Source organism: Actinomadura violacea (assembly GCF_017573465.1).
Taxonomy (GTDB): Bacteria; Actinomycetota; Actinomycetes; order Streptosporangiales; family Streptosporangiaceae; genus Spirillospora; species Spirillospora violacea.
Genome location: NZ_JAGEPF010000012.1, coordinates 1 through 13,067 on the forward strand (window position 1 = coordinate 1; position 13,067 = coordinate 13,067).

Here is a 13,067-nt window from a genome sequence, read left to right on the forward strand (position 1 = left end):
CGGTGCTTGCCTGCCGGTCCCTGTCCGCCCGTGCCTGTCCGCCGGTGCTTGCCTGCCGGTCCCTGTCCGCCCGTGCCTGTCCGCCGGTGCTTGCCTGCCGGTCCCTGTCCGCCCGTGCCTGTCCGCCGGTGCTTGCCTGCCGGTCCCTGTCCGCCCGTGCCTGTCCGCCCGTGCCTGTCCGCCCGTGCCTGCTGGCCCGAATGGTGCGGACACGGGAAAGTCCCGGTAAGGATCACCTACCGGGACTCTCCGAGCCTGCTTAGCCGTTCAGCATTCCAGCCGCCCGACCGGCCACGTGACCGTCGCCGAGATCCGCCTTCCGCCCGGCAGCCTGCCCCCGGCTGTAGGCCGAGTTGTCATGGATCGCCCGCGACCGCAGGGAGCCCCGGTGGGGGAACTCCTTGTTATAGGCGTCCTTGATCCGGATATCGTCCTTGCGGAGCACCAGGGCATTGCCCGGGGACTCGTCGATGATCATCTGCCGCTTGCTCCGGATCTTCTCGGCCACGCCCTCGCCGTAGCCCCGGAAGAAGTCCCAGACCCAACTGTCGGTGGTGTCGCCGATCCGGTCCTCGCTCCAGGTCGGGTGCTGCTTCTGGAGCTTGGCGAAGTACTCCTCGCCCGCCGCGTTCGCCGCACCGTACATCTGGATCTCGACGACCTTGAGGATCATGTCCAGGTTGTTGAGGAGGCTCACGGTCCCGACCATGACCAGGTCCCCGTCGATCGCGATCGTCTCCGCCCCCATCGCCTTCGCGATCGGGTTGAACGCCTGGAGCAGAACGGTCCCGTGGTCATCCTGGAGCTTCAGGCGGAGCATCTCGACGTCCTCGGGACGCTTGCCCGCCTCCTCGCGGGCGGTCGACTGGTCGATGCCCAGGCGGATCATCAGCTCAGCCGCCTTCGCGGCGGCGGCCTCCGCCTCCGCTCGCGGGGTGTTGGGGTGCTCCGCCTTCGCGAGCAGGTTCCGGATGACCTTCTTGTAGTCCCGTTCCCGTTCCGCCATGTCCCTAGCCTTCTGTTTGTGTGCCGTGTTGTGCTGACATGAATCACTGTAGAGTGAACTCATGACAATGTCAACACATTGCTCAAAGTTCCCTAAATGGCCAGTTCAGAGACCGGATCCGGCAGCCTCACAAGGGGCCGGTAAGGGCCCGGAACACACCGGGCAGGGCCGCACACCGGGCAGGGCCGCACACCGGGCAGGGCCGCACACCGGGCAGGGCCGCACACCGGGCAGGGCCGCACAGGGAAGGTCCGGACCGGACAGGGCCGCACCGGACAGGGCCCGGATCCGGGAGCTGGCCGGCACGACGGCACACCGAACGCGCCATCGCCGGATGAGCCCCCCAACCGAGTAGAGAGCGATCTCACGTGCCCGTCGTGATCCCCGGCGTGACGCCGTCTCAGGAACTACGCGAACAACTCCGCGGCAAGCGCGTCCTGCTGTCCTTCAGCCGCGGCAAGGACTCGATCGCCGCCTGGCTGGCGCTACGCGACGCTGGCGTGGAGGTCATCCCGTATCACCTGTACCTCGTGCCCGGCCTGGCGTTCGTCCGCGAGTCGCTGGAGTACTTCGCCGAGCACTTCGGGTTGGATCGGCCGATCTTGGACCTGCCGCACCCGACGCTCTACCGGTGGCTCAACGAGCTGATCTACCAGCCGCCCGAGCGGTGCGCAGTGATCGAGGCTGCGCAGCTCCCCAACCCGTCCTACCAGGACATCAACGACTACGCCCGCCAGTACTACGACCTCCCCGAGGACACCTGGGTGTGCGACGGCGTCCGCGCGACCGACTCGCCGAACAGGCGGATGGCGATCAAGTCCTACGGGCCGATCAACGAGAAGATGCGCACGCAGAAGGTCGTGTGGGACTGGCGGGTCACCGACGTCCGCGCGGCCATCGACCGGCACGGAGTCCGCCTTCCGCCCGACTACCTGTGGTTCGGCCGGTCATTCGACGGGCTGGACCTGCGGTTCATCGCCAAGCTCCGCACCTACGCGCCCGAAGACTACGAGCGCGTCCTCCAGTGGTTCCCTCTCGCACCCTTGGACTCCATCCGTGCCCCTGTCTGACGCCGCCAAAGCGCTCCTCGCTGCCCGCACCGGCAAGGGCAGCGCGAAGCCCGAACCCAAGCCCGAACCCAAGCCCGAACCCAAGCCCGAAGACCTCGACGCCAAGGAACGCGAACGGCGCGAGGGCTTCCGAGCCCGCGCCAAACGCGAAGCCGAACGGTTCGAGCTGGCCACCGACTCCGAGTACTGGGTGGCGCTGTGCTTCCGCGAGCCTCACCACCCGCGCGCGTTCTGCGACGCCGTCGGCGTCGAGGCCGACGACAACGGCTTCGTCTCCGGCGACGCGCTGCGCGCCGCGCTCGGCGACCTGCCGCCCCGCTCCACCCGTGACCGAGCCAAGGCTCTGCTGGCCGCCCGCAAGCTCGACGACGACGCGTCTACCCGGATGAGCAGGAGCCCGCGCCCTGATCCCCTTGCGGGCGTGGCTTACAGCGGGGACTTGGCCCACGACGCGAAAGCCGAGTTCGATGCTCTGCTGACCGCGCTCACCGCCCCGCCCGACCCGCGCCCGGCATACCTGCTCGATTCACCGCACTGGATCGCGGTGTATTGGCCAAGCCGCGACGCCAAGGAGGAGTTCCTCGCCGACACCGGCTGGGACGTCCTGGGCGACAAGTACCTCGACGGCCACCAGGCCGCGAGCACCATCCGCATCGAGATGAAGGAGTAGATCATGCGTGAGCGTCTTCGCAGCGCCGCGGGCCGGCTGCGCCGCTTCGGCCGGGGCCGGTCCGGCGGTGAGGCCCGTCAGGCGGCGTCCCGCAGCGGGGGCCGCACCTCCGGTTCGTGACGGCCGTCCCTCAGCCGCTCGACGGCAGTGGGCCCGCTGCCGTCGAGCCCCCCGGCTGGCTCGCCACCGAGGCCCGCACGGTCTGGGCACAGCTCGCGCCCGTGACCGCAGCGGGCACCCTCACACCCGCCACCGCCACCTCCTTCGGCCTGCTGTGCACAGCGGTGGCGGCCTACGCCGAATCCGACCAGCTCGTCCAAGAGGCCGGGATGCTGATCGCCGAAGGCCAAGCCCTGGTGCCCAACCCGGCGCTGGCGATCCGCGCCCAGGCGGACGGAACCTTCGCCCGATGGGCACGCGAGTTCGGACTGACCCCCGCCTCCCAGCCGCCGCCCCCGACAGGCCCTCGCAGCCTGCGGCACCTGCGTGAGACCTGACCGGAGGCGGGGGTGGTGCCATGCCGCCCCGGCTCGATGACGACACCCGCGCGGCGATCATCGCCGACATCCGCGCCGGGACCAAGTCCCGCAACGCGATCGCCCGTGACCATGGCGTCGCACCGTCGATGGTCACCAAACTCGCGCGCGAGAGCGGCAACGCCGAGGCGTTCGACCGCAAGCCCACAGCCCAGGCCGTCAAGGCTGCTGCGGTCGACGCCAAGGCCCTGCGCGCCCGACTGATCGCCGACCTGTACAACGACGCCCAGAGATTCCGCGAACGCTCCTGGGCGGAGTACACCCAGATCGTCACCGGCCCGACCGGGGTCGAGCTGGTGACGACGAAGCTCCCGCCGCTACGCGACCAGCAGGCCGGCTACACCGCCCTGGCGATCTGCCTGGACAAGGCGCTCAAGCTGGAGTCGATCAACACCGGTGACGGCGCCGAACAGGGCAAGACGATGATCGGCGACCTACGCGCCGCGCTCGGCCTGGCCTACGACGCGATCGAAGCCCAGGAATCTCAAGCAGCCCAGGACACCGACCGGCACTCAACGCCGACCGAGTAGCGCGTTCCCGCAGGTGACACAGAAGCGATCCGCGGGAAGGCAAGAGCCGAGCCAATCGCCGGTTAAGCGCGGCCGGACGATAGCTCCTTCACCGCCGGTCACGCCTCAGCAGTTCAATGATCCACTGGAGAATGAGCGCCAACACAGCACGTGCGTCATGCCGCCGACTCTGGTCGGGCAGCCATACGGCTGGCACCACCACTCCTACGAGGACTGCGATCTCGGCGAGAGTGATAAGGGAGAGCACCCATCGGGGACATACCGCAGCCAGGGTGACCGTGAGAGTGAGCGCGCCACCGGCAGCCGCCAACTTGAGAGCCAACGTCAACGTTCCTTTTCAGCGATCGGAAACCGACGCGATGCAATTAGGACGTTGGCGTGGCCTGCGATGCAGCATCGCAGATGTGAGGGCCCGGCGTAGGTTGTTCGGAAGAACCGGGATCGCTGGCGAACATTGGTCCGGGCACTCTTGCGGCCAAACCGCAAGGTAGGTGCCGCGTCTCCGCAGGCGATGCGAGCCAGCCTGCGGAGACGCGGAAGCAGTCATGAGGGGGCGAGCGGGCCTGGGGTAAAGGCATCAGCGCCGCCCCTCCGGTCCACGCTGGGACCCGAGCAGCTCAACGATGCAGTTGAGCAAGAGCCGCAGAACCTTGCGGGCATCCCGCCGCCGGCTTGGGTCGCGCATCAAGACGGCCGGGAACAGCACACCTCCCACCACCGCCAGGATCACGGTCGCCGCAGCCGCGGCGATCACCCAGGCGAGGGATGGTCTGGTCGAGACGACCATGGCCCAACTGGCGCAGGTCGTCACGGCCAGGCCGCGCCTCATGAACGAATGTGGTTAGCCACGAACCAGGCCCCTTCTGTTTGACGCCTCGCACGAGGCGTTACGACGTTGCCAAGCCTCCGCGGCGCGGTGCTTGGTTGTGGGATGGCGTCGCTTGCGCCTGTGTCCGGGCGGCCCTACGCAGGCAACTCGCGGTACCGGGATCCCGGCGCACTCGGCCAGTCTCGCAAACGCCCACTGCGACACGGCGCACAAGACGCGACGGGCAGCCGACATGTCGCCGCCATGACTGTCCAGCGGGACGGAGGTGGCAATGCACGCGGCTGTCGACCTCGAGCGCGTCACGCGCGTCATGTCCCGCAAGCAGATCCGCTCGATCGTTGAGTCCGAGCGAGTGAAGATCTCGTTGTGGGAGGGTGCGGTCAGTTCCGGCAAGACGATCGCGAGTCTCGTTGCTTTCCTCATCGCCGTGTCCCAGGCTCCGGAGAACGGCCTGATCTTCCTCGTCGGCCGCACCCTGCAGACGGTGGAGCGGAACATCGTCGAGGTGCTGATGCAGCCTCTCGGGCCGTTCGGGCCGCTCGCGAAGTACGTCGAGCACACCCGCGGCTCGAACGTCGCCACGATCTTCGGGCGGACCGTGCACCTGGTCGGCGCGAGCGATGTCCGCGCCGAGGGTCGCATCCGCGGCGCTACCGCGTCCCTGATCTACATCGACGAAGCCACCTTGATTCCCGAGGGCTTCTGGACGATGTGCCTGTCGCGTATCCGCGTGCCGGGTGCCCGCTTGATCGCGACGACGAACCCGGATGGGCCCTCGCACTGGCTGCGCAAGAAGTTCCTGCTACGCGAGGACCGGCTGAACTTACGGTCCTGGCACTTCGTGCTGGACGACAACCCGTTCCTTGAGGAGTCCTTCAAACGGGACCTGCGCAACGAGTACGTCGGGCTCTGGTATCGCCGCTTCATTCAGGGAGAGTGGTGCCTCGCCGAGGGCAGCGTCTACGACATGTGGGACGAGGACCGCCACACTGTCGCGTTGCTCCCCGAGATCGTCATGTGGGCCGCGCTCGGCATCGACTACGGCACGAGCAATCCTTTCGCGGCCGAGATGGTCGGCGTCGGCGCGGACGGCCGGCTGTACCTCACCCACGAGTGGCGGTACGAGGCCCGCGTCACGCGCCGCCAGCTCACCGACGTCGAGTACTCCAAGCGGCTCCGCGACTGGACCGCGAACCTGCCCGTCCCCGGCATCACGGCCCGTGGTATCCAGCCTCGGTTCTGGGTCGTCGACCCCTCGGCCGCGAGCTTCATCCAGCAGCTCTACCGCGACCGCGTCCGCCCCACGCTCGCCGACAACGCGGTGCTCGACGGCATCCGGCTGATCTCCTCGCTGCTGGCCACCGACCGGCTCCGCGTCCACGAATCCTGCTCGGGCTGGATCGAGGAAATCCCCGGCTACACCTGGGATCCCGACCAGGCGGAGAAGGGCATCGACGAGCCGGTCAAGACCGACGACCACTCCTTGGACGGCGGACGCTATGGCATCAAGACGACCGAGCACCTCTGGCGGCGGCACCTAGTGGTGGCTTGACCTGCTCGGGGTGGGCTATAACGTCGTCTTGCTGTCCACATGCGCGATCCGGCGGATAGTGGCGGTGTCCATCCCCTTCACGTTTCGGAGGTCTGCACCGCTTAGATCCGCACCATTCAGGTTGACTCCTGTAAGGTCCGCCCTATTCAAGTCGGCGTCCATCAGGGCCGCATCGCTCAAGTTCGCGTGACCTAGATCCGCGCCACCTAGATGCGCATCCCGCAGATACGCCCCTGTAAAATCAGTATGCGGTGCGCCGTTCAGTGTCGCTCCGGCGAGATTTGCACCTCGAAGCTTTGCGAACTCCAGATCTGCTTGCGTAAGGTCTGTGTTTTCGAGTGTCGCATCGCTGAGGTCTGCGCCACCTAAGCTTGTGCCGCCAGCGAAGTGTGCATCGCTCAGGTCTGCACCATTTAGGCGCGCGTGGCTCAAATCCACATTGGCGAGGTCAGACTCTTTCAGATTGGCACTAGCCAGGTCTCCCGCACCTAGCTTCGCCCCACGAACGCGAATGCCGTGAAGATCCAGCGGGGTGGCCTGTCGGCTGCGAGGATGGCGAATCAGAATACTGAGGGCCGTCTGCACGTCCGTGTCCGGCTCGGTGGGGGACTTGGTTCGCGTCATAGGATCATGCTCGCGAACATAGGCTGCTAAGACGTCCATGATCGTGGAGTAGTCGCGGGATGAATCGGCTGCAATACGTTCCAGTGCATATAGGCCGCCGATTCGGACATCACGATCTTTGGATCCCAGTTGCTCCACGGCTTTGGTGTATCGATCAGTGATCTGACCTTCCTGGGTAGCTCGCAGCGTGAGGTACGTCGTCGTCAAGCCCGCGATGGTGAACAAGACGCCGAGCGTGATCACGAACGTGTTCATGGCTTGATGCTTGGCCTGGCGGCGTTGTTCGAGCAGGTCCAGCCGATCTTTGGTGGATAGCTCAGATATCTCAGCGGCGGTTGGCCTCGACACCTTGGCTCCTCGTCGGAAGCGAAGAAGACGGTGCCGAGTCGGCTCTTGTTCGGAGCCGCTGCGGTCCTCCGGCGTTCTGGAGGAGCCCCCGCCGTTGTCCGATCCACTGCTCCCGCTCGAATTCGAGCCGCCTGACGCTGTCATGTCCTAATGATGCGAGAGCCAGCTAGCTCGCGCACAGAACTTTGACGATTACAAGTCGGAGTCTTCGCTGGCAGAACGCTACGACCTCAGTGAGGGGGCACTCGCATGACGATCGATGTTTGGCCGCCCCCCGAGCTCGCCGACATCCACGACCGCATGGCGATCTGGGCTGCCTGGTGGAGCGGTGAACCTGACGACCTCGAAGCGGTTTACGCCGGCACCGGCATTGCGTCGGTCCGGCCGCCGAACTGGCTGCGCCGGCGCCCGCTCAATCGGCCGAGCCAGTACAAGGGCGGGATCGTCGGTGCGCTCGCCCGAATGTTCTGGGGTCGACCCGTCTCCGAGGGGGAGCTTCGGGCGAAGCTGCATCTGCCGATCGCTTCCGACATCTCGGTGGTCTCGGCGAACCTGCTGTTCGCCGATCCGCTGACGCTCAAGACGCCGGACAAGGCGACCACCGAGCGGCTTCAGCAGTTCCAGGACGACGGGATGCAAGCCACCCTGCGGGAGGCGGCCGAGACCGCGTCCGCGCTCGGCGGCGTGTACCTGCGCACCTCGTGGGACAAGGCGATCTCCGACCGGCCGTGGCTCAGCGTCGTGCAGCCGGACTGCGCGATCCCGCGGTTCCGGTACGGGCGGCTCCGCGAGGTCACGTTCTGGACGGTGATCGAGGACGACGGCCAACAGCGCGTCGTCCGGCACCTGGAGACCCACCAGCCCGGCGTGATCCGCCACCAGGTGTACGTCGGCACCCCGACGACGCTGGGACGCCTCGCCCCGCTCGGCGACTTCGAGGACACCGAGCCGTTCGCCTCGCTCGTTCAGGACGGCGACGCAATCCCCACCGGGATCGACCTGCTGACGGCCGGTTACGTCCCGAACATCCGCCCGAACCGGATCTGGCGAACTTACCCGCCCGGCGTCAACCTCGGCCGTTCCGACTACCAGGGCGTTGAGGCCCTCATGGACTCCCTCGACGAGGTCTGGAGTAGCTGGATGCGCGACATCCGGCTCGGGAAGGCCCGCATCTTCGCCGACCGGGCGATGCTCGAATCCGAAGGCCGCGGGCAAGGCGCGTACCTCGACCTGGACCGTGAGGCGTTCACGCCCGTCGACATCAACCCCATGTCCGGGCAGTCGATGATCAACGAGGTGCAGTTCTCGATCCGCGTCCAGGAGCACGAAGACTCCGCGCGAGCGCTGACCGAGGCGATCGTCCGGTCCGCCGGCTACAGCGCCCAGTCTTTCGGGCTGGTCGGCGACGTCGCGCTGACGGCCACCGAGGTCACGGCCCGCAAAGAGCAGTCGTTCCAGACCAAGGCCCACAAGATCACCTACGTGCGGCCGACGCTGGGGGACCTGTACCACGCGATGCTCGCCCTCGATGAGGCGGTCTGGAACAGGCGCGGCATCCGCCCCCAGGTCCCCGACATCGAGTGGCCACCTGGCATCACGCCCGACCCGGCCGACACCGCGCAGACCGTGTCGCTGCTGGTGTCGGCGCGCGCGGTGAGCCTCCAGACCCGCGTAGAGATGGTGCATCCGGACTGGGATGAGCCCCGCGTCGCCGAAGAGGTCAAACGCATCCAGGCCGAGAGTCCGTCCCCGCTCGACCAGGTCCCCGCGCCCGGCCCCTCCCCTCAGGAGCACGACGCCCGGCCCGCCGCGCAGGGCCTGGCGGAGCAGGACGCCGAGCGGCCCCTGCGTGAAGGCGACCGCGCCCCGGCGCACACCTGACGTTCCCCTTGCTCGTGGTCCGCCTGGTGCGGGCCCGCCACCTCATCACCCAGAGACCGGCCCGACTGGCGCGGGCCGGCGTCTCGCATGCCCTGGAGGCATTTCGCATGAACGACAAGGACCAGTCGGCGCTGAACCTGCCCGACGTGTCCACCCTCCCCGTCCACGACCACACGGGCCTGCGCGCCCTCGCCGTGCTGCCCTCGGGCCGCATCGTGTGGCCGGTCCAGGGCGGTGCCCCCGACGACTCCGAGAAGACCGGCGACAGCGGCCACGACGACCAAGGCGACGGCCGCGACGACGACCATGACGACGACGGCGGAGACGGCCGGGACGACGGCGGGGACGACGACACCGAAGAGGACGACGCCGACGACGACGGAGACGGAGACGGCAAGGAGAAGGCGCGGCGCCGCCGCGACCGCTACGGCCGCCGCGGCTCCGACGACAAGACCGCCCGCACGATCGCCGCACTACGCGAGGACTTCAAGGGCGAGCGGTCCAAGCGGCAGGCCGCGGAGAAGAACACCGCCGCGCTGCAGAAGCAGATCGACGACATGCAGGCCGCGCAGACCAAGCAGGCCGACGCGCTCGCCAAGGCCCTCGGTCTGAAGAAGGACGACGAGCCGCCCACCCCCGAGCAGCTCGCCAAGGACTTCGACAAGCAGCTCAAGGCGGCGCAGGCCGACACCGACACCGAGCGGCAGCGCGCCGACACCGCCGAGGCCAACTGGCGCGAGGCCGCGATCCAGCTCGCGGTGTACCTGGCCGCCGACGACCACGACGCCAACGCCAAGGCGCTGCTGGACAGCGCCCGGTTCCTGAAGAAGGTCGCCGGGTTGGACCCGTCCGACTCCGCCTTCGAGGACCAGATCGCCGAGGCGATCAAGAACGCTGTGGACGGCAACGAGCGGCTCCGCAAGCCCAAGCCCCGCGCCGCCGAGCGCTCCGGCGGCGAGATGAACACCGGCCCCAAGCCGAACCGCAAGCGCCCCGCCTCGATGTCCGAGGCCATCACCAACGCCTACGCCAAGTAGCCCGCCCCTACCTCGCCGCGTAACCCCCTGGCGGTGCCTGGCGTGGACCGAAGGAGAACCTGAATGCCCGTAACTCTCGCCCAGGCGCAGATCAACGCGGCCGACGACGTCGACTACGCCGTGATCGACAACTTCCGGCGCTACAGCTGGCTGCTCGATCAGATGGTGTGGGACGACACGGTCACGCCCGGCACCGGCGGCGGCTCCAGCCTCACCTACGCCTACACCCGGCTGATCGAGGCCGCGCCCGCGCAGTTCCGGCGGCTGAACACCGAGTACACGCCGGGGCAGGCCAGGCGCGCCCGGTTCTCGGTGGACCTCAAGCCCCTCGGCGGCGCCGTGACGATCGACCGGGTCATCGCCCGGCTCGGCAACCCGGCCACGACCGAGGTCAACTTCCAGATGCAGCAGATGCTCGCCAGCACGCGGGGCCGGTTCCAGCAGGCCCTCATCCTCGGTGACCCGGCCACCGAGGAAGACGAGGACGGCTTCGAGGGCCTGGACCGCGCGCTGACGGGCACCGCCACCGAGTACTTCCCCGGCGGCGACGCTATGTACACCGACTGGACCACCGCGGCGGTCGACACCGCCGACAAGGCCCTCACCCGGCTGGACGAGCTGGACGACTTCCTGTCCCGCCTGGTGCCCTCCACGGTCGGCAGCGTCGACATCGGCGCGCCCGGCGCGCTCCCGCCCGGTGTCCGCGCGATCCTGGGCAACACCCGCTCGATCACGCGGCTGCGGTCCATGGCGCGCCGCGCCGGCCAGTACACCGCCACCAAGGACGACCTCGGCCGCGACATCGAGATGTACGGGCAGTGGACTCTGGTCGACGTCGGCGACCGGTTCGACGGCGCGTCCCCGATCATCCCGATCGAGTCCCGCGACCCCGACGGCGCCGGTGGCGGCGCGGCGGTGTCGGGCCTGACCGACATCTACGCCGTCTGCTTCGGCATGGACTCCTTCCACGGCGCCTCGATGGCGGGCGTGCCGCTGGTGGAGACCTGGCTGCCCGACTACACCACCAGCGGCGCCGTGAAGTCCGGCGAGGTGGAGTTCGGGCCCGTGGCGCCGGTGCTGAAGAACACCAAGGCGGCGGGCGTTCTGCGGAACGTGAAGGTCTGACCGATGCGCTACGAGGTGCACACCCCGCTCAAGGGGTACAGCGGCACGGTCGCCGACGTGGTGTTCACCGGCGGCCGCGCCGTTGTCGATGGCAGCCAGCGCGCGGCGCTGGCCTACTTCCACCGCCACGGCTACGGAATCCTCCCGGTCGAGGCCGAACCGCTCGACTCCGGCGGCAGCGTCGCGGACGCGGCCGAGCCGGACCAGACCGCGCCCGATGAGGACGGCGACGAGAGCGACGGCGCCGGCCTCCCCGGCGAACCGGAGCCGCCCACGGCGACCGAGCAGGAGGCCGAGCGGCTGCCCAAGCCCGCCAAGAACGCTCCGGTCGCCGCATGGACCGCCTACACCGCGCAGCTCCTCGGCGTCACCGCCGACGACCTGGGCGGCAAGACCAAGGTCGAGCTGCAGGAGCTCGTCGCCGAGCACGAGAAGAAGGGCACCGACCAGTGACGGTCCACGGCCGATACACCGGAGTCCTCGCCGACTCCCCGGTCTTCGACACCCCCTACAACGCCCTGCCCGGCGTCGACCGCGACAGCTTCGTGCGGACCAACATCCCGGTCTGGGCGGCCACTGCCGACCTGGACGCCGCGGCGTCCGGCGCTGCGATCGGCGTCCGGATCTGGCTGGCGCGCGGCGACGTCGTCACGAACCTGGCGTTCACCTCGGGCGCGACCGCCGCCGCCAACCTCTCCCACTGGTGGCACGCCCTCTACGACCCGGACGGCCTACTGCTCGCGCAGACCGCCGACCAGGCCGCGGCGGGATGGGCGGCTGCCACGACCAAGCGGCTGCCGCTGAGCAAGCCGGTGAAGGCCGCGCGTGCGGGCTGGTACATCGCGGCGACCATGACCGCCGCCGCCACCGTGCAGACCCTCGCGGGCGCCGCGCCGCTCGCTGCGACAGCGGGCGTGCACACCGGCTCCAAGCCCGCCGGGGTCACCTTCGGCGCGGGCCTGACCGCCGCCGCACCCGCGGTCACCGGCGCGCAGGCCGCCGCCGCGAAGGTTCCGCTCGTCGTCGTCTCCTGACGGCGCGGCTGATACGTGCCGAGCCGGACCCGGAAGCGCCCAACCGGGGATCTCTGCTCACCGCATCCGCGGTCCGGCTCGGCACCTCGTTCCTCCCCTCTGCGGCCACGCCTGAAGGAGTCGCTCATGGCCCGTACCGCCCTCGTCCCGGAAGTGTTCGCCGCGACCGGCACCGACCCGAAGCTGGTCGCCCCGTCCGTCGACGGGGTCAGCTTCCGCAACACCGGCCGCTGCGTGCTGATGGTGGTGAACGGCTCCGCCGCGGCGGTGAACGTCACGCCGCGCATCGGCAGGCAGGTCAAGGGCCAGTCGGTCACCTCCCCGCCCATCGCACAGCCCGCCGGGACCACCCGGTTCTACGGCCCGTTCGACGCCGACTACGAGCAGCCCGGCGGCAAGGACGCCATGTTCGTCGACCTGTCCACGGTCGCCGACGTCCAGGTCGCGCTGCTGGAGATGCCGTGAGGCTGACCGACCGCGTCGAGCAGGTCGTCACCGCGGCGATCGAGGCGAACCGCGCGCTGGTCGGCGCCGAGGTCGACCATCAGGTCCAGATCGTCCACCAGCAGACGGGCGCGCACGCCACGCCGCTGCTGTGGATCTCCCTGTCGGTGCAATCCCTCGCGCTCGGCGAGTGGCTGTTCCACGACCCGATCATCACCGCCGACCTGTACCCCGACGCCGAGCAGCTCACCGCCGTGATCGTCAAGGCCCTCCGCAATCTCGCCGGCGCCCGCGCGCAGCAGGCCACCGTCCCGCCCGCGCCGATGCGGCAGCCCGGCGGCGGGCGCCTGCCGAATCGGCTGCCCCTGCCGATCCTGTGAG

Annotated in this window: 15 protein-coding genes; 12 read left to right on the plus strand and 3 right to left on the minus strand. The window is 68.9% G+C overall.

All coding sequences use genetic code 11. The annotated features are described in order from the left end of the window. Positions 1 to 259: 259 nt before the first annotated feature. Positions 260 to 1,006, minus strand: a complete 747-nt coding sequence (locus J4709_RS19630) for a DUF2786 domain-containing protein (protein ID WP_208242794.1) — start codon at positions 1,004 to 1,006, stop codon at positions 260 to 262. 368 nt (positions 1,007 to 1,374) lie between these two features. On the opposite strand from J4709_RS19630, the gene J4709_RS19635 reads away from it, so the two are divergent. From J4709_RS19635 to J4709_RS19650, 4 genes are all read left to right on the plus strand, one after another. Further along, positions 1,375 to 2,076 (plus strand): adenine nucleotide alpha hydrolase family protein, encoded by a 702-nt coding sequence (locus J4709_RS19635; RefSeq protein WP_208242796.1) that lies wholly within the window; start codon positions 1,375 to 1,377, stop codon positions 2,074 to 2,076. Next, complete coding sequence (locus J4709_RS19640) at positions 2,063 to 2,746, plus strand: hypothetical protein (protein WP_208242798.1); 684 nt, start codon at positions 2,063 to 2,065, stop codon at positions 2,744 to 2,746. The genes J4709_RS19635 and J4709_RS19640 overlap by 14 nt, the downstream gene beginning before the upstream one ends. A gap of 116 nt (positions 2,747 to 2,862) precedes the next feature. Continuing rightward, complete coding sequence (locus tag J4709_RS53420; RefSeq protein WP_208242799.1) at positions 2,863 to 3,243, plus strand: P27 family phage terminase small subunit; 381 nt, start codon at positions 2,863 to 2,865, stop codon at positions 3,241 to 3,243. A gap of 20 nt (positions 3,244 to 3,263) precedes the next feature. Beyond that, positions 3,264 to 3,812: a hypothetical protein gene (locus tag J4709_RS19650; RefSeq protein ID WP_208242800.1), complete on the plus strand. Its 549-nt coding sequence runs from the start codon at positions 3,264 to 3,266 to the stop codon at positions 3,810 to 3,812. A 577-nt stretch (positions 3,813 to 4,389) separates the two neighbouring features. Here J4709_RS19650 and J4709_RS19655 read toward each other — a convergent pair. Next, positions 4,390 to 4,599 (minus strand): hypothetical protein, encoded by a 210-nt coding sequence (locus J4709_RS19655; protein ID WP_208242801.1) that lies wholly within the window; start codon positions 4,597 to 4,599, stop codon positions 4,390 to 4,392. Between the two features lie 313 nt (positions 4,600 to 4,912). Here J4709_RS19655 and J4709_RS19660 point away from each other — a divergent pair, with 313 nt between their 5' ends. Beyond that, positions 4,913 to 6,193, plus strand: coding sequence for a PBSX family phage terminase large subunit (locus tag J4709_RS19660; RefSeq protein ID WP_208242802.1), 1,281 nt, complete (start codon positions 4,913 to 4,915; stop codon positions 6,191 to 6,193). A 15-nt stretch (positions 6,194 to 6,208) separates the two neighbouring features. Here J4709_RS19660 and J4709_RS55640 read toward each other — a convergent pair whose 3' ends face one another. Further along, the gene (locus J4709_RS55640; protein WP_208242803.1) at positions 6,209 to 7,165 is read right to left on the minus strand and encodes a pentapeptide repeat-containing protein; all 957 of its coding nucleotides are present in this window, start codon (positions 7,163 to 7,165) and stop codon (positions 6,209 to 6,211) included. Between the two features lie 249 nt (positions 7,166 to 7,414). Between J4709_RS55640 and J4709_RS19670 the strand changes: the two genes are divergently transcribed. The 7 genes from J4709_RS19670 to J4709_RS19700 all read left to right on the plus strand — a co-directional run bounded on the left by J4709_RS19670 (position 7,415) and on the right by J4709_RS19700 (position 13,066). Beyond that, entirely contained in the window at positions 7,415 to 9,046 is a 1,632-nt protein-coding gene (locus tag J4709_RS19670) for a phage portal protein (RefSeq protein ID WP_208242804.1), read from the plus strand. A gap of 107 nt (positions 9,047 to 9,153) precedes the next feature. Beyond that, complete coding sequence (locus J4709_RS19675) at positions 9,154 to 10,083, plus strand: hypothetical protein (RefSeq protein ID WP_208242805.1); 930 nt, start codon at positions 9,154 to 9,156, stop codon at positions 10,081 to 10,083. 63 nt (positions 10,084 to 10,146) lie between these two features. Next, the gene (locus J4709_RS19680; protein ID WP_208242806.1) at positions 10,147 to 11,208 is read left to right on the plus strand and encodes a major capsid protein; all 1,062 of its coding nucleotides are present in this window, start codon (positions 10,147 to 10,149) and stop codon (positions 11,206 to 11,208) included. Positions 11,209 to 11,211: 3 nt separating this feature from the next. Next, the gene (locus tag J4709_RS19685) at positions 11,212 to 11,661 is read left to right on the plus strand and encodes a hypothetical protein (protein ID WP_208242808.1); all 450 of its coding nucleotides are present in this window, start codon (positions 11,212 to 11,214) and stop codon (positions 11,659 to 11,661) included. Beyond that, positions 11,658 to 12,242, plus strand: a complete 585-nt coding sequence (locus tag J4709_RS19690) for a hypothetical protein (protein WP_208242810.1) — start codon at positions 11,658 to 11,660, stop codon at positions 12,240 to 12,242. Before J4709_RS19685 ends, J4709_RS19690 begins: the two co-directional genes overlap by 4 nt. 126 nt (positions 12,243 to 12,368) lie before the next feature. Beyond that, entirely contained in the window at positions 12,369 to 12,707 is a 339-nt protein-coding gene (locus J4709_RS19695) for a hypothetical protein (protein WP_208242812.1), read from the plus strand. Continuing rightward, a complete protein-coding gene (locus J4709_RS19700) occupies positions 12,704 to 13,066 on the plus strand; it encodes a hypothetical protein (protein WP_208242814.1) in 363 nt (120 codons plus the stop codon). Before J4709_RS19695 ends, J4709_RS19700 begins: the two co-directional genes overlap by 4 nt. The last annotated feature ends 1 nt before the right edge of the window (position 13,067 follow it).

Excerpts from the sequence above, each read along its gene's own strand:
- J4709_RS19695 (WP_208242812.1), top strand. The coding sequence starts at position 12,369 with ATGGCCCGTACCGCCCTCGTCCCGGAAGTGTTCGCCGCGACCGGCACC.
- J4709_RS19675 (WP_208242805.1), top strand. The coding sequence starts at position 9,154 with ATGAACGACAAGGACCAGTCGGCGCTGAACCTGCCCGACGTGTCCACC.
- J4709_RS19685 (WP_208242808.1), top strand. The coding sequence starts at position 11,212 with ATGCGCTACGAGGTGCACACCCCGCTCAAGGGGTACAGCGGCACGGTC.
- J4709_RS19680 (WP_208242806.1), top strand. The coding sequence starts at position 10,147 with ATGCCCGTAACTCTCGCCCAGGCGCAGATCAACGCGGCCGACGACGTC.
- J4709_RS19650 (WP_208242800.1), top strand. The coding sequence starts at position 3,264 with ATGCCGCCCCGGCTCGATGACGACACCCGCGCGGCGATCATCGCCGAC.
- J4709_RS19655 (WP_208242801.1), bottom strand. The coding sequence starts at position 4,599 with ATGGTCGTCTCGACCAGACCATCCCTCGCCTGGGTGATCGCCGCGGCT.
- J4709_RS19670 (WP_208242804.1), top strand. The coding sequence starts at position 7,415 with ATGACGATCGATGTTTGGCCGCCCCCCGAGCTCGCCGACATCCACGAC.
- J4709_RS19660 (WP_208242802.1), top strand. The coding sequence starts at position 4,913 with ATGCACGCGGCTGTCGACCTCGAGCGCGTCACGCGCGTCATGTCCCGC.
- J4709_RS19630 (WP_208242794.1), bottom strand. The coding sequence starts at position 1,006 with ATGGCGGAACGGGAACGGGACTACAAGAAGGTCATCCGGAACCTGCTC.